The sequence below is a fragment of the Bacteroides stercorirosoris genome (assembly GCF_900142015.1).
Lineage (GTDB): Bacteria > Bacteroidota > Bacteroidia > Bacteroidales > Bacteroidaceae > Bacteroides > Bacteroides stercorirosoris.
This window is the reverse complement of sequence record NZ_FQZN01000038.1, coordinates 32,265-48,595: the sequence shown is the minus strand read 5'-3', so window position 1 is coordinate 48,595 and position 16,331 is coordinate 32,265. Positions and strand designations below refer to the sequence as shown.

Genomic DNA, 16,331 nt, shown 5'->3' with positions numbered 1-16,331 from the left:
TATTTAACCAATTTATTACTATATTTGAAAACAGGATTCAAGTATAAAACCCGAATCCTGAAGTTTTCTATTTACACAAAATTGTGGACAGTGCCTTTCCCCAACATATTATTTCTGTCCACAAAATCAGCGATGTCTTATAGTTGAAAATCAAAGGTGTAAACACAACGCTTTTAAAGAACTCGCGCAAATTCTACTTGACTTATCCACAACTGCATGAAGCGGTTGCGGTAATTTGTCCGATGCTATCGGACATATTGAGTACTATACCTTTACTTTTAGAAATAGATGTAGCTACGACACCTGCTGTTTCAAAAAGTCCGATGCCATCGGACAAATTTACTACTGCTTCTGACACTATTATTACACGCCTTTCATTCTCGCATATTGTTGAACTCTTAACAGTTAGTGATCCGCTTATTCGCTTCTTCTACGAATTTGAGTGCATCAGAAATGTTTGGAGTGTGAAAGAACTCCGTCGTCAAATTTCAACCAATCTTCACGTCAGAGTCGGATTGAGTAAATCGCCCGAAAAGATAATTGCTAAATTGGCTGAAATTACGGAGAGGCAAACTACTATACTCCAACTTAAAGATCCGGTTACGTTAGAGTTTCTCGGTTTAGACATTAAAGATTATGTAAGCCAAAGCGCTCATTTACACCTATTATACACGCATCCCTTTATATCTTTTTATTCAAATATATAAGAAAATTCGATAAAGAGTGCTACTTTATGAGGTGTGGTGTTTAAAAGAAAAGAGCACGAATCTCCCGATCCGTGCTCTTAAATTAATTGTTTACTTTAATTTCTGTATTTTTATTTTGCAATTGCCAATAGATTAGTTGTCAGGTCCATCTGTTTGTGGTCAACCAGAGTCCAATCTGATTTATTATCTTGCTTGTAGGCTTTATAGGCCGTCGGCATATTTTCATCATTCAAGTCGTAGACGCTTTTCTGAACGGCTTCGTCAAAAGCTTTGTGAGACTCGTTCCAGCGGGCGTAATTCATGGTTATTTCATTATCGCTGTATTGGTAAGTCATCTTGAAGTAGGGCACCCATGCATCTCTCGCACCATCCCATTTGGAAGCTTCTTTGCTTACCAGACGATTCTGATCGTCATAAGCGAAAGTGTATTGCATATGGCGGCGGAGGTAAGAGCCGTCTTGTTTGAAGATGGTTTTTGAAGCGACCAATTCGCCGTTCATCACTTGATTAGTTATGAAACCGTCCTGAGCTTTCACTTCGGAGTTAAGAACACTTGCTATCATTATAGCTACCAATGCGACTGCTTTAAATAAACTTGTAGTTTTCATAATCTTTATTTTTTAATTGTTATTATTTCTATTGGGCTTTCGCTCTATCTGTTAGACGGAACTATTTGTCGAAAAGTGGCAGACAATCTTTATTTTTTTGCTGACCGCTTTCGCTTTATAATAGTCAATTCCTGTGCCAAAGTGGTAAGTTGTTGATAACCAGCGGGTATTATGAAAGCGTATCTGTTCATTATCGGACAGTTGTCCGCTTATTATCGGACACTGACCGCAAAAATGATTTGGAATAATTGTTTATTTTGAGACATGAATGCAAATATTTGGTACACTATCAACAATCCTTTATTGTTAAGACCGCTATTTTTGCCTCCAAAATTAATATGCTATGAAGAACTTCTATTTTATTATCTTATTTCTTTGTTTCAGTTCTCTGTCGGCATGGGGAGCCGGGACACCTGAAAAAGCTGTATTTGACTTGATAGAGCGGGTTACTCCCGGTTACGCTTCCCAGTATCGGCTGGAAATAATAGGGCCGGAAGAAGGGAATGATGTGTATGAAGTGGACGGTGACGGACAGAAAATCATTCTGCGGGGGAATAATGCCGTGTCTCTGGCCACTGCTTTCAACTGGTATCTGAAGTATACGTGCCGGGCTCATGTGTCTTGGTTTGGTAATCAGTTGAAGCTGCCTGCAAAACTGCCACAGCCGTTGCAAAGGGAGCGGAGGATTATCAATGGCAAATACCGTGTATATATGAACTATTGCACGGTGAGTTACACGGCAGCCTGGTGGAACTGGGAACGCTGGCAGCAGGAGCTGGATTATATGGCAATGAACGCTATCAATATGCCTCTTTTTTCCGTGGGGCTGGACGGCGTGTGGTATAATACATTGCTGCGTTTTAACTTTACGGAAGAAGAAGCTCGCGCTTTTCTTACCGGACCGGGGCATTCGGCATGGCAATGGATGCAGAATATCCAAAGCTATGGAGGACCTTTGCCGAAATCAGTGATAGATAAACACGTGGCTTTAGGCAAGAAGATAATAGCACGGCAGTTGGAACTGGGTATGCAACCCATTCAGCAAGGGTTTTCGGGCTATGTTCCACGGGAATTGCAGGAGAAATATCCGCAGGCTAAAATCAGTATGAAGCGGAAATGGTGCGGTTTTGACGCTACTGCCCAACTGGATCCTACCGACCCTTTGTTTCATGAAATAGGACTGGCCTTTCTGGAAGAACAGGATAAATTGTTTGGCAGTTACGGGGTATATGCCGCCGATCCTTTTCACGAAAGTGCCCCTCCGGTAGATACACCCGAATATCTGAAAGGGGTGGGGCAGACCATACACAAGCTTTTCCAGACATTTGATGCGGGGGCTTTGTGGGTGATGCAGGCATGGAGCATGCGGGAGCATATTGTGAAAGCCGTTCCAAAAGAATCTTTGCTGATATTGGATTTGAATGGCTCGAAGACTGCTTCTAATGGCGGTTGGGGATATCCGGTGATAGCGGGTAACCTTCATAATTTTGGTGGACGCATCAATATGCACGGTGATCTGGCTCTGCTTGCCTCCAATCAATACAAGAAGGCGAAAATGCGCTATCCTAATGTATGTGGTTCCGGACTTTTTATGGAGGCCATCGAGCAGAACCCTGTTTATTATGACCTGGCTTTTGAAATGCCCAATCATGCTGACAGCATTCGTTTGCGGGAGTGGCTGGCTGCTTATGCCGAACGCCGCTATGGGGCAAAATCGGCTGCTGCTGTGCAGGCGTGGATGTATCTGTTGGAAGGTCCTTACCGGAAGGGGACAAACGGAACGGAGCGAAGCTCAATCGTAGCTGCCCGTCCGGCGTTGAACGTGAAGAAGTCCGGTCCTAATGCCGGGTTGGGTATTCCTTATGATCCTATGCTGGTCATCCGGGCGCAGTCCGCACTTCTGAAGGATGCTGATAGGCTGGCATCTTCCAGGCCTTATCGTTTTGATATTGTGGACGTACAGCGCCAGATGATGACCAATTTGGGCCAGTTGGTTCACAAGAAAGCGGCGGAGGCGTTTACCGCTAAAGACAAAGCGGCTTTTGCTTTACACTCCGGACGCTTCCTGGAATTGCTGAAGGATATGGACGAATTGCTTTATACGCGCAGTGAGTATAGTTTTGACAGGTGGCTGACAGAGGCTCGTAGCTGGGGAGAAACGGAAGAGGAGAAAGACCTGATGGAGCGTGATGCCACTTCTTTGGTTACTATTTGGGGGGCCGATGGAGATCCGCGTATCTTCGATTATTCGTGGCGCGAATGGTCCGGATTGATTAACGGGTATTATCTGCCCCGTTGGCAGAAATTCTATGCGATGCTGCAAAAGCATTTGGACGCTGGAACTGACTATCAGGAAGAAGGTTTGCCGCTGGCTTATGGCAGGGAGGATTTCCGTGCGAATGATTTCTATAATCAGTTGGCCGGTTGGGAACTCGATTATGTGGCTCGGACAGGCAAGGCACGTACACCCGCCACTTGTGGAGATGAGCTTGACATTACCCGCAGGCTGTTTGATAAATACCTGAAACTGTCTCATGAGTATTATGCGGATTTTTCAGGTGTGGAAGGAATAGGCGAGGAACGTACTTATGAGAATGTGGGAGAGGAGTAACTATGGTTACTCCCCGCTCTTTTTAAGTATTATTTTTGCCCCGTATTGTGCGGCAATCTTCTTGCGGAAGTCTAGAAAATCAGTATAGTCTTCTTTAGGATAGTTACCTTGATAGACCAGCAGACGGTGTACGATAAGGATATTTCCCCCTTCTCCCGGAGTGATGGAGGAATGGAACTTACCGAATTTACTGTTCAGGTTTGTGGTCTTCGGCAGTGATTCTATTTCATATTCTTCCGGCAGATGGATACTGATGCTGTCTACATCAAGATAACCGTAATTGAGCCGGATGCATTGGGTGCGCTCCCCTTGTTCGTCCGGGTTGTAAAAACCCCTGTGGAAGATATTGGCAGGGGCAAACAGGCGTTTCCCGGTTTTGTTTCCGTATTGTCCGCTTTCGATGGTATAAGAGATGTCCAGTTGAGGCTCTTTCTGTTTGCTTTCTTTAAAACGGATAGCATCGACTTGGGCTTGCACCAGGTTGATGTCCGAACGTAGCCAATCCTTCTGCCGGGCGGGTTCCAGACCGGTGATGCCCGTCTGATCCTCGTATTGGAACAGGCGTGATGCCTGCTTTACTTCCACTTTGGCACTGCCGTCCGCTTGCAGGGAAACGGAAGCGTTGTTGATTTGCGTATTCAGTGAGTCGGGATATGTTGGCAGTTGGCAGAGGATCCCCCCGTTCGGACCTATAAGCAATGCGTCATGTCCTGCTATGGAGTGGTGCACATAGCCCAGCGGCAGATTCGGATTGGTACATTCCAGCCAGAGCGTGTCGTTAGGGAGCGGTACTTGCAGAATGACGTGGTTGTTCTGATTGGCGCTGGCAAAGTCGGCTAACAAGCGTTTGTTGGTAGTACTGATTACGGTGTAGATCGACGGAATGCCCAGTTCCGCAAGCATGGCACGAGTGTAATTGGATAGTCCTTTGCAGTCTCCGAAACCGGTGCGGTGCACATCGGCGGCGGTAATGGGCTGCAAGCCACCGATGCCCAGCTGTATGCTGACGTAGCGCGTGGTGGAAGCGAGGTATTGGTATACTGCGGCTATTTTCTCATACGCAGTGTTGCAGTTTGCCGTTCGTTTCAGCAATTCCTCTTTCAGTGCCGGGGGTAGCTGGTCTCTTCCGGTCAACAGTTGATATTGCCATTTGCCGTAAGTCTGCCAACTCTCCATACTTCCTTGGGTTCCTTCGAAAGAGAAATCGCGGGGAGTGAAATAGATGCGCGGCAGCAATTCGGACAGGGAAGGACTATAAGGCTCTTTCTTGAGGGCGGGCAGTGCCTGTACCTTGACTTCTGTCAGCCAGTTGCCGTCCGCTGCCTGCTGCTGGCTGACTTCAATCGGCATGTTGATGGTCCGGTAGCGGCAGGGATTACCGGCCGGAGTGACGATGCGGTAGCTTGCTTGCGCGACGGATTGGTTATAATTCTTTTGCGGAACGAAACTGGGGTAGCCGATAAGGCCGTCGCTGTTCTTTATTTCCCACTCGTAAGTGATGGTCACCGGGTATCGCGACGGGGTGTATTCGAAGAAATAATAATAGTCGTCACTGACCAGTTCGGCCGAGTATTCGGTAATTCTCAATTCACTCTTTTTGATTTTCCGGATGATGTTTCCCGATGCGTCCCGCACTTCTCCGGAGAACTTCTTCAAAGAAGAAAAACGGTCGCACATACAGATGAAGGAAGCGTCTTCTTTGCCTTTCTCGTTCAGTATCTCTATCACGCGCTTCTCTTTCTGGATAGCGTCGGTAGGAGAACTGCACACAATGTCCGTTACGGCATCCTGTACGATGGAGTAGGCGTTGGTGTGTAAATCCGTCTGGGCGTGCAGACTGCCGGAGAAGAAAGCTGCTTGTAGCAGAAAGCCGGTAAATAACTTGCTCGTTTTCATAACTCTTCTGTTACAGTTTTTTCAAGACCAGCATTTCGTTATTCTTTTTGGCCATCAGTTCCCAGAAATGTTGCAGTTCGGGATAGTCCGTATGCAGGAATAATAATTTTTGCAGCCGGAAAAGATATCTGAGGATGATCTGGTTGCCCTGTTGGGTGATGGTATACCGGCAAAAGATTTTCTGGTCGCTTGTCTGTATTTGCAGGTTTTCCGGTTTCTCGTCTATTACATATCCTTCCGGGATAGTCAGGTTGACGGTCAATGCCAGTTGTTCGGCATAAGGAAACTCAACGGGTAGCTTCCGTTCCGATTGCTTGAAGGGAGACTCGGAAACGTGCAGGAAAACAAGCGGGTTAATGTAGATGAACGGGTCGTTGACAGTAGACTGTTTCTCAAACCCTACGAATTCGTGTATTTGTGGTGAGAACAGCTCTCTCCCTTCCATACGGAGATTCTTCACCTGTATATTTTCTTTGGAAGCGAATTCTCTGACGAAGTCTGCACTGTCTTTGGCTGTACGGAATTTATCGCGCAGCAGGGAGGCGTACTGTCCTGCGTAAATGGTTTCACGCATACCTGTAATGGCTCCTTCCTGGGAAATGTCCGCCCTCACTACCGACCTGAGCAGATTGTTTCCGATGGCAGTCAGGTCTACCCACTGACTCTGGTTGTCCGGAATGATGACGCGTGCCCGGTCGGTCATCAGGACGGGAGGCAGGACATTGATATAGCCGTTTTTCACCGAACCGTCCAGATAAACCAGCGTAGTGTCTGTCTGGGCAATGGCTACGACGAAAGTGTTCAGCTTCTGGATGCTGGGGTGGGAATAAGGGATGATGCCCATGCTGCGGCGGCTCATTACTGCCGGATAAGCGGGGATTCCGGCATCTTTCAGCATACTGATAAAGATGAAGTTGATGTCGGCATTGCTTCCTGTGCCCTCTTTCAATATCTGTTTAGGGGCTTTGCCATACAAAGAATATTTCTCATTCCATCTTACCTTGTTTTTGAGGAGGGTATAAATGGCGCTTATCTTTTCATCTGCTCCTTTCATCTGTTCCAGGTGCAGTGTTGCCATTTCTTCTTTGAGGGGATTGCTCATTTTCAGCCGGCTGCCGAAATCGGTGTCTTTCAGCAGCGATTCGTCAATCTGTTCCCAGCTTTGTGTGAACGTTTTGTAGAGGGCGCCGGGAAAATCTATTCCCAGCAACTCTAAATTCACTTGCGTGCAGTAGTCGTCAAGGCACCACACATGGCTGTCGTCCTTCAAAGCGCTAAGCTGGTTGCCCTGGAAATTCAGGTGCGCTCCGGAGCACTGGAGCAATTGGCCTCCGATAAAGAGGCTGAGGGGGACCGGTTCATTCTTTGGTTCCAGTCTCTCCGTACCGCGCATTTCAGTGTTGAACTTGAAGTATTCGGGAATGGTGACATCATATTCAGTATATAAGGTGGGAATGTCGCTCTGCGCTTTCCAGCTCTCGATGGTGAAGAAGAAGTCGGAATCCAGGCGGTATTCGTACTCTATCAGAGTGCCTGCTTTTACTTGCGGGATGGAGAATTTCAGTTGCATCTGGTTCGCGTTGACGCGTTCCTTGAACACTACATCCTTTTTCATCTTGGTGCGTACCATTTTCCCGTTTTCCAGATTGTAGGCATTGGCTTCCAGCCCGATGATGCTCTCTTTCATGCTGTTGTTTTGCAGCTCGTAATAGGGGATGGTGACGTTGGCGTAAGATGTACCTTCCGGTTTGAGTACCTTGATTTTTACTTTATGCTTATAGACTAATTTGAAGCTTTCTATTCCCCATTCGTAACTGACATCAGTCAGTTTGCACAGGATAACAGCAGTGGCATTCGAGTCGGGTGCATAAGTGGTCATGGTCAGTTCTTCCATGGTGGGTTTTCCGAATTTCAGATTCGGCAGAGTAGTTTGTCCGTCAGCAAATAGTTGGAGGCAGCAGAAACTAAATAGCAAGGAGAGTAAAGCGTTTTTCATAATAAATAGTATTGAAGTGTTGTTGTCCTGACAAATATATGCCTTTTTTATTTAAAACAAGAGTTTAGTTCTCTCTTTTATTAAATCTCCTTAAAGAAAGCCCTATACGTCACTTTTTATTTGTTATTTTGCACCAAATTCGGGTATAGTGCGGTCCGACCGGTTCGGGCTGCGCTTCATTATTGCAGAACGTTCAATGAATAAACTCACCATAAAAGTCTGTCCGGTATGCGGCAGTACGCATATAGAGCGTGCTATGACCTGCATAGACCATTATGCCTCCAGCGAGGCATTCTATCTGTGCCGTTGCCAGGATTGCAGCTTTCTCTTTACGCAGGATTTTCCTGTGGAGGCTGAGATAGGCAGATATTATGAGACTCCCGACTACATTTCCCATTCCGATACGAAAAAAGGACTCATGAATAGGGTGTACCATTGGGTACGCAGCTATATGTTGGGTCGTAAAGCACGTCTGGTGGCTCGTGAAGCGCATCGCAAGACGGGACGTTTGCTGGACATCGGTACGGGTACGGGGTATTTTGCCGATACCATGAAGCGACGGGGTTGGGAGGTGGAAGCGGTGGAGAAGAATGTACAGGCCCGCGGATTTGCCAAAGAGCACTTCGACCTCGATGTGAAGCCCGACACAGCGTTGCAGGATTTTACTCCCGGCAGTTTCGACGTCATCACGTTGTGGCACGTCATGGAGCATCTGGAACACCTGAATGAGACGTGGGACACATTGAACAACCTGCTGACGGAAAAAGGCGTGCTGATTATTGCCGTGCCCAACTGTTCTTCGTATGACGCGAAGAAATACGGTGCGCACTGGGCTGCCTACGATGTTCCCCGTCATTTGTGGCACTTTACTCCCGGCACCATTCAGAGGCTGGGAGTCAAACATGATTTTATATTGGCTGCACATCACCCGATGCCGTTCGACGCATTCTATGTGTCGATGCTGAGTGAAAAATATATGGGCCATTCCCTTACTTTCTTCCGGGGAGTGTTCAGTGGCACGCTGGCATGGTTCAGCGCATTAGGAAGAAAAGAACAAAGCAGTTCGATGATTTATGTATTCAGGAAAAAGCAGAAATAATTCCGTATCCTACTTTGATATGCAGTTCATCACGTCCAGCATTAGTACGACGTTGGTGTTGTTGCTGTTGGGGTTGGTGGTATTTTTTGTGCTGACTGCTCATAATCTTTCAGTGTATGTGAAAGAGAATATCAATTTCTCCATTATCATCAGCGATGATATGAAGGAGACGGATATACTGAAATTGCAGAAGAAGCTGGACAAGGAGGTCTTTGTACGCTCTACGGAGTATATTTCGAAGAAGCAGGCGCTCCATGAACAGATTGAGGCGATGGGGACAGACCCGCAGGACTTTCTGGGATATAATCCTCTGCACGCTTCCATCGAGGTGAAGTTGCATTCCGACTATGCGAATACGGACAGCATAGCCAAAATAGAGAAGGAGATTAAAAAGAATACCAATGTGCAGGAGGTGCGCTATCAGGAAGACCTGATTAATATGGTCAATGAGAATATCCGCAATATCAGTTTGCTGTTGCTGGGTCTGGCCGTATTGCTGGCTTTCATATCTTTTGCATTGATAAACAATACCATACGGCTGACGATTTACTCCAAACGCTTCCTTATCCATACGATGAAGCTGGTGGGAGCAAGTTGGAGCTTTATCCGGCGCCCGTTCCTGTGGCGCAATTTCTGGATTGGTGTGCTGGCGGCTATTATTGCCGACGGTATTTTGTGGGCTGCCGCATATTGGTTGGTGGTGTATGAGCCTGATTTAATCAGCGTAATTACGCCCAACGTCATGTTGCTGGTTTCCGTTTCGGTGCTTGTGTTCGGAGTGTGTATCACGTGGTTTTGTGCATATCTCTCCATCAATAAGTTCCTGCGGATGAAGGCGGGCACGCTGTACTACATATAAGTAGTAAGTAGTTAGTAGAATAGTAATGTTATTTATAATATAAAGAGATGAGTAAACAGAAATTTGCTTTCGATAAAACCAACTTTATCCTGCTTGCCGTTGCAATGGCGATAGTGATTATCGGTTTTATTCTGATGACCGGTCCTGTATCTACACCGACACACTATGAACCGGATATTTTTAGTGCGAGACGTATCAAGGTAGCTCCGGTGGTTTGTCTTGCAGGCTTCCTGCTCATGATATACGCTGTATTGCGTAAGCCGCGTGGCGAGCAAATGAAGAATGAAGGAATGAAAGACCGGCACAATTAATAATTCACAATTAATAATTCATAATTAGATTACATGGAATGGTTTGAGGCGCTCATCCTGGGCTTGATCCAGGGATTGACGGAGTATTTGCCGGTAAGTAGTAGCGGACATTTGGCTATCGGTTCGGCGTTGTTTGGTATCGAGGGAGAAGAAAATCTGGCGTTCACGGTAGTGGTGCATGTAGCTACGGTATTCAGTACGATGGTAGTGCTGTGGAAGGAAATCGAATGGATATTCAAAGGTCTGTTCAAGTGGCAGATGAATGACGAGACACGTTATGTAATCAATATATTGATATCCATGATACCGATAGGTATTGTAGGTGTGTTCTTTAAAGATGAAGTAGAGGCTGTCTTTGGTTCAGGTTTGCTGGTTGTGGGCTGTATGTTGCTGGTGACTGCCGCTTTACTGTCGTTCTCCTATTACTATAAGCCGAAGCAGAAAGAGAAAATCTCTATGAAAGATGCATTTATTATCGGTTTGGCTCAGGCTTGCGCCGTGCTTCCGGGACTTTCACGTTCGGGCACCACGATTGCTACAGGTTTGCTGCTGGGTGATAATAAAGCGAAACTGGCCCAGTTCTCTTTCCTGATGGTGATGCCGCCGATATTGGGTGAAGGATTACTGGATGGCATGAAACTGATGAAAGGCGAAGATATCGCGGGCAGTATTTCAACCTTATCATTGCTGATAGGCTTCATAGCCGCTTTTGTATCGGGTTGTCTGGCTTGCAAGTGGATGATCAACATAGTGAAGAAAGGCAAGCTGGTATATTTTGCCATTTACTGTGCGATTGCCGGTATCGTAACTATCGTGTTGAGTTTGTTAAATTAGGAATTTACACCACAGAGGACACAGAGTTCACAGAGGGAATGATAATCTGTGATTCTTGAATTAACCTCTGTGCCCTCTGTGTCCTCTGTGGTGAATAAAAATAGAAGCAATTTGAAGTTTAAAGAAGGAGAAGTTCTTTATTTCAATAAGCCGCTGGGGTGGACCTCGTTTAAGGTGGTGGGACACGCGCGTTACCACATCTGCCGGCGGATGAAAGTGAAGAAATTGAAAGTTGGCCATGCCGGCACGCTCGATCCCCTGGCCACAGGGGTGATGATTGTCTGCACAGGCAAGGCTACGAAGCGGATTGAAGAGTTTCAGTATCATACGAAGGAATACGTTGCCACCATTCAGTTGGGCGCCACCACTCCTTCCTACGACCTGGAACACGAGATAGACGCCACTTACCCCACGGAACATATCACCCGTGAGTTGGTGGAAGAAACATTGAAAACATTCATCGGTGAGATACAGCAGGTCCCCCCCGCTTTTTCTGCCTGCATGGTGAATGGTAAGCGTGCTTACGACTTGGCTCGTAAGGGTGAAGAGGTGGAACTGAAGCCGAAGTTGCTGGTGATTGACGAGATAGAGTTGCTGGAATGCAACCTGCCGGAAATCAAAGTCCGCGTAGTGTGCAGCAAAGGTACGTATATCCGTGCCCTGGCCCGCGACATCGGTGAAGCGTTGCAGAGTGGCGCACATCTGACGGCTTTGGAACGTACCCGCGTGGGTGATGTCCGGTTGGCGGATTGCCTCGACCCGATGAATTTCAAGGAGTGGATAGACGCTCAGGAGATAGAAACAGAAGAATAACTTAAAGAAAGAATAGATATGAAACTGTCGCAATTTAAATTTAAGCTTCCGGAAGAGAAGATTGCTTTGCACCCTACAAAGTACAGAGATGAGTCGCGCCTTATGGTACTGCACAGAAAGACAGGCGAAATTGAACACAAAGAATTTAAGGATGTCCTGAATTACTTTGATGACAAGGATGTGTTCATCTTCAACGATACGAAGGTGTTCCCTGCCCGTCTGTATGGCAACAAGGAGAAGACCGGCGCACGTATTGAAGTGTTCCTTTTGCGTGAGTTGAACGAAGAACTCCGCCTGTGGGATGTGCTGGTGGACCCGGCCCGTAAAATCCGTATCGGCAACAAGCTGTATTTCGGTGACGACGACTCTATGGTAGCTGAAGTTATCGACAATACGACGTCTCGCGGACGTACGCTCCGTTTCCTTTACGACGGTCCGCACGATGAGTTCAAGAAGGCTTTGTATGCATTGGGCGAAACCCCGCTGCCACACAGCATCATCAACCGTCCCGTAGAACCGGATGACGCCGAGCGTTTCCAGTCTATCTTTGCCCGTAATGAAGGTGCGGTGACGGCTCCTACCGCCAGTCTGCATTTCAGCCGCGAATTACTGAAGCGCCTTGAAATCAAAGGTATCGACTTTGCTTATATTACGTTGCATGCCGGTTTGGGCAACTTCCGCGACATTGATGTGGAAGACCTCACGAAGCACAAGACGGACTCTGAACAGATGGTTGTGAATGAAGAGGCTGTCAGCGTAGTGAATCGTGCGAAGGACATGAACAGACAGGTTTGTGCCGTGGGTACTACCGTGATGCGTGCCATCGAGAGCACCGTGAGCACCGACGGACATCTGAAATCCTATGAGGGCTGGACGAACAAGTTCATCTTCCCTCCATACGACTTTACCGTAGCCAATGCGATGATTTCCAACTTCCATATGCCGCTTTCCACGCTGCTGATGATTGTTGCCGCTTTCGGTGGCTACGACCAGGTGATGGAAGCCTATAATGTGGCTTTGAAGGAAGGTTACCGTTTCGGTACGTATGGGGACGCGATGTTGATTACGGACAAGTGATGCACGTTTATTTCGGACTTGGAACGAATCTCGGCGATAAGGAGCAGAACCTCCGTCTTGCCGTGCAACATATAGAAGAGCGGATAGGGAAAGTCGTTTCCCTGTCCGCTTTTTATGCTACCGCCCCGTGGGGATTTGCTTCTGATAATACTTTCCTGAATGCCGTTGTTTGTGTGGAAACTTCCCTTCCGCCGTTGGAGATACTTTCCGTAACCCAATCCATCGAGAAGGAGATGGGACGTACCCATAAATCAGTGAACGGTGTGTATAGTGACCGTGTGATAGACATTGATTTGCTGCTGTACGACGATCTTGTTCTTGATACTCCTACCCTGAAACTTCCCCATCCGCTGATGCAGGAACGCCGCTTCGTGATGGAGCCGTTGGCGGAGATTGCACCCGATGTGATGCATCCGGTATTGGGGAAAACACTGGGAAATATTTATCGCGATTTACTTGATTGATAACCGGTTTCCTGCATCTCTATATCCAATGTCTCCGATCTCTATATCCAACGCGTCCCATCTCTATATCCAGCGTGTCCCATCTCTATATCCAACACGTTGGATCTCTATATCCTGTAAATGAAGTAACAATGAAGAATAAACTCCGCAACTTATTCCTGCTTTTCGGTATACTTGCCATTGCCGTCATGCTCTGCACGATGGATATGGATTACTCCGACACCTGGGAGAACCTGAAACGTGTAGGCTTCTGGTTTCCTGTGATCATGCTGTTGTGGTTCTTTGTTTACCTGATAAACACCTGTTCCTGGTATCTGATAATCAGGGATGACCGTAAATACCGCGTTCCCTTCTGGACAGTCTGTAAATTATCCATCACAGGTTTTGCCATTAACTATGCCACGCCCGGCGGACTGATGGGTGGCGAGCCATACAGGATTATGGAACTGACTCCATATGTCGGTGTCAGCAAAGCCACTTCCTCCGTCATCCTGTATGTGATGATGCACATCTTTTCTCATTTCTGGTTTTGGTTCCTTTCCATCTTCCTCTATATAGCCCTGTATCCTGTAAATGCTTTCATGGCTGTGCTGCTTTCTGTCGTGGCTGCTTTCTGCCTGTTGGCTATCTATTTCTTTTCCCGTGGCTATAAGAACGGGATGACGCTGAAAACCTTTCTCTTTCTGCAAAAGGTTCCGTTTGTGAAGAAGTGGGCGCGTCGTTTCATCACCACCCAAAAAGGCACGTTGGAACAGATAGACAGCCAGATTGCTCTGCTGCATAGCCAGCATAAGGTTACCTTTTATAGCTCGTTATTGCTGGAACTCTTCGCGCGCGTATTTTCCAGCCTCGAAATCTACATTATTCTGAGTGTCTTTACGCTGGACGTCAGCTGGTGGGACTGTGTGCTGATATTGTCTTTCTCTTCCTTGTTCAGCAATCTGATATTCTTCTTCCCTATGCAGCTGGGTGCGCGTGAAGGCGGGCTGGCATTGGCTGTGGACGGATTGCACATGTCTGCGGCATTGGGTGTGTATGTGGGACTGATCACCCGCCTCCGCGAGTTGCTGTGGATAGCTATCGGGATGGTGCTGATTAAGGTTGGCAATAAGAAATAGCTGTTTCCGGCTTACTAAAAAAGGCAATACGGGAATTGTTGTAGAGAAAAAATCCATATCTTTGTTTCGAAGTATATTAACCTGTAGTCTGATGTTCAGATATTCTGTTTTTATTTTATTCTGTATCTGCTTTTGCGCTTGTTCCTGTTCCGGCCTGTCGGCTGCGGACAAAACAGATGATGCCCTGCTCTTGAAACTGGATAAGATGATTGAGCAACGTGAGGTCTATCGGCAAAAAGTAGAGAAAGAAATAGCTGATTTCCGCCGGATGCTGGACTATGCGGAAGACGATAAACTCAGGTTTGATATATTGGGCAACCTGTTCACCAAGTATCGTTCATACCGCATTGATACGGCTATGATTATCGCAAAGGAGAGGCTGCAACTGGCGGAAAAGCTGAAAGATGAAGAGCTTGTCAACCAGGGAGTAATGAATGTAGCCGATGTGATGAACAAGATGGGGAAGCATGAAAATGCGCTGATCATGCTCGGCAGGGTGAAACGGACGGAAAGTGTGAAGAAAGACACGTATTTCTACTACCTGTATCATACCATTTACTTGTCCTGCTATAACGAAGCGATAGATGATGCCGGAAAACGATTGGCCTGGCAGAAGATAAGGGCTTATAAAGACACGCTGATTGCCATAAGCGAACCGCAATCTTCCAGTTACATCACCAATAAGTGCGGGCGTTTAAGTATGTCCGGGCAGTGGGATGAGGCCATCCGGCTTCTGGAGGACTATTACAACCAAAGCACGGAGGACAATCCGGACAGGGCGAGGATGGAGTATCTGCTGGCGGAATTGTATCTGGGCAAGCAAGATACATTGCGGGCAAGACATTATCTTATCTTGTCTTCGTTGACTGACATTGCCAATGCCAAGAAAGTCTATATGTCTTTGCAGCGCCTGGCGATACTTCTTTTTCAGGAAGGAGACATTGCGAGGGCTTACAACTACATCTCCTGCTCACTGGAGGACGTGAATTTCGGGAAAGCCCGTTATCGCTTTGTCGATATTGCGGAGTATCTTCCCATTATCCAGGCTGCCAACGATGCCCGTATCAGGGCTGATGAAAACAGGGTGCTTATATTCCTTATGGTGCTGTTGCTGTTGGTAGTCACTTTGATTTCCGCTTTCTTCTTTATCCGTAAGAAAAACAGTAAACTGCTGAAAGTGAAGCAATCGTTGGCCGAACAGAACCTGCGTTTGCAGGAAATGGCTGAGAATCTGACCCGGATGAACGAACAGATTCAGGAGTCAAACCATATCAAGGAGGAATACATCGGCCTGTTATTCAACATTTGTTCCGAATACATCTATAAGCAGGAGAATAGCCGCAAAGCATTGCTGAAAATAGCCAATACGGGTTCTATGGCCGACATATCGAAGGTGCTCCGCGGACAATCTTCCACTTCCGAGGACTTCAAGCTTTTTATCAGCAAGTTCGATACGATCTTCCTTTCTATCTTCCCTAATTTCGTAGAGGCGTTCAATGCCCTGCTGAAAGAGGAAGAGCACGTGCAGCTCAAAGAGGGTGAACTGCTGACCCCGGAACTGCGTATATATGCTCTCATACGTTTGGGGATCAATGATAATTCAAAGATTGCCAACTTCCTCCATTATTCACTTCAGACAGTTTATAATTACCGGATGAAAATGAGGAATAAAGCCATCGTTCCGGGCAAGGACTTGGCTGTTCAGGTACAGAAACTGTAGTTTTATACTTCCTCTGAGCTTACTTTTAATTTTTTGCTGCCAAAACTTAATATTCTGATAAGTAGAGGTTTACTCTCTATTCCTTTCTTGATTTACTTACTTTTTCATATCGTGTGGTTGTGCTGCGCTATCATTGAAACTACCTTTGCTTCCATAACTCATAACTGATTCTCATACCATTTGAGATGCAGTTAACCTTGAATGAATTGAATGTATGA

General features: G+C 46.6%; 14 protein-coding genes. 11 read left to right on the top strand and 3 right to left on the bottom strand.

All coding sequences use genetic code 11. From position 1 onward, the window contains the following. Window positions 1-143 precede the first annotated feature (143 nt). On the top strand, window positions 144-707 hold the full coding sequence (locus tag BUC01_RS21220; protein ID WP_025833298.1) for a DUF1016 N-terminal domain-containing protein: 564 nt from the start codon (window positions 144-146) through the stop codon (window positions 705-707). A 110-nt stretch (window positions 708-817) separates the two neighbouring features. Here the strand turns inward: BUC01_RS21220 and BUC01_RS21215 are convergent, their stop codons facing one another. After that, window positions 818-1,315 carry a DUF3836 domain-containing protein gene (locus BUC01_RS21215; protein ID WP_025833299.1) on the bottom strand — a complete coding sequence of 166 codons (498 nt, stop codon included), beginning with the start codon at window positions 1,313-1,315 and terminating at the stop codon, window positions 818-820. Window positions 1,316-1,658: 343 nt separating this feature from the next. Here BUC01_RS21215 and BUC01_RS21210 point away from each other — a divergent pair, with 343 nt between their 5' ends. After that, window positions 1,659-3,926, top strand: coding sequence for an alpha-N-acetylglucosaminidase (locus BUC01_RS21210; protein WP_073314801.1), 2,268 nt, complete (start codon window positions 1,659-1,661; stop codon window positions 3,924-3,926). Between the two features lie 6 nt (window positions 3,927-3,932). On the opposite strand, the gene BUC01_RS21205 is transcribed toward BUC01_RS21210, so the two are convergent. Beyond that, window positions 3,933-5,822 carry a DUF3857 domain-containing protein gene (locus tag BUC01_RS21205; RefSeq protein WP_025833301.1) on the bottom strand — a complete coding sequence of 630 codons (1,890 nt, stop codon included), beginning with the start codon at window positions 5,820-5,822 and terminating at the stop codon, window positions 3,933-3,935. 10 nt (window positions 5,823-5,832) lie between these two features. Then, window positions 5,833-7,818, bottom strand: a complete 1,986-nt coding sequence (locus BUC01_RS21200) for a DUF3857 domain-containing protein (RefSeq protein ID WP_025833302.1) — start codon at window positions 7,816-7,818, stop codon at window positions 5,833-5,835. 196 nt (window positions 7,819-8,014) lie between these two features. Here BUC01_RS21200 and BUC01_RS21195 point away from each other — a divergent pair, with 196 nt between their 5' ends. The 9 genes from BUC01_RS21195 (at window position 8,015) to BUC01_RS21155 (ending at window position 16,113) form a co-directional block, all read left to right on the top strand. Beyond that, the gene (locus tag BUC01_RS21195) at window positions 8,015-8,917 is read left to right on the top strand and encodes a class I SAM-dependent methyltransferase (protein ID WP_025833304.1); all 903 of its coding nucleotides are present in this window, start codon (window positions 8,015-8,017) and stop codon (window positions 8,915-8,917) included. After that, window positions 8,892-9,776, top strand: a complete 885-nt coding sequence (locus BUC01_RS21190) for a cell division protein FtsX (RefSeq protein WP_025833306.1) — start codon at window positions 8,892-8,894, stop codon at window positions 9,774-9,776. The genes BUC01_RS21195 and BUC01_RS21190 overlap by 26 nt, the downstream gene beginning before the upstream one ends. Window positions 9,777-9,823: 47 nt before the next feature. After that, on the top strand, window positions 9,824-10,087 hold the full coding sequence (locus BUC01_RS21185; protein WP_025833308.1) for a DUF3098 domain-containing protein: 264 nt from the start codon (window positions 9,824-9,826) through the stop codon (window positions 10,085-10,087). Between the two features lie 33 nt (window positions 10,088-10,120). Continuing rightward, the gene (locus tag BUC01_RS21180) at window positions 10,121-10,921 is read left to right on the top strand and encodes an undecaprenyl-diphosphate phosphatase (RefSeq protein WP_073314795.1); all 801 of its coding nucleotides are present in this window, start codon (window positions 10,121-10,123) and stop codon (window positions 10,919-10,921) included. 111 nt (window positions 10,922-11,032) lie between these two features. Further along, window positions 11,033-11,734 (top strand): tRNA pseudouridine(55) synthase TruB, encoded by a 702-nt coding sequence (gene truB / locus BUC01_RS21175; protein WP_073314792.1) that lies wholly within the window; start codon window positions 11,033-11,035, stop codon window positions 11,732-11,734. An 18-nt stretch (window positions 11,735-11,752) separates the two neighbouring features. Beyond that, complete coding sequence (gene queA, locus BUC01_RS21170) at window positions 11,753-12,811, top strand: tRNA preQ1(34) S-adenosylmethionine ribosyltransferase-isomerase QueA (RefSeq protein ID WP_073314790.1); 1,059 nt, start codon at window positions 11,753-11,755, stop codon at window positions 12,809-12,811. Continuing rightward, window positions 12,811-13,275: a 2-amino-4-hydroxy-6-hydroxymethyldihydropteridine diphosphokinase gene (gene folK, locus BUC01_RS21165; protein WP_073314788.1), complete on the top strand. Its 465-nt coding sequence runs from the start codon at window positions 12,811-12,813 to the stop codon at window positions 13,273-13,275. The genes queA and folK overlap by 1 nt, the downstream gene beginning before the upstream one ends. Before the next feature lie 131 nt (window positions 13,276-13,406). After that, complete coding sequence (locus tag BUC01_RS21160) at window positions 13,407-14,393, top strand: lysylphosphatidylglycerol synthase transmembrane domain-containing protein (protein WP_025833310.1); 987 nt, start codon at window positions 13,407-13,409, stop codon at window positions 14,391-14,393. A 91-nt stretch (window positions 14,394-14,484) separates the two neighbouring features. Then, window positions 14,485-16,113: a DUF6377 domain-containing protein gene (locus BUC01_RS21155; protein WP_073314786.1), complete on the top strand. Its 1,629-nt coding sequence runs from the start codon at window positions 14,485-14,487 to the stop codon at window positions 16,111-16,113. The last annotated feature ends 218 nt before the right edge of the window (window positions 16,114-16,331 follow it).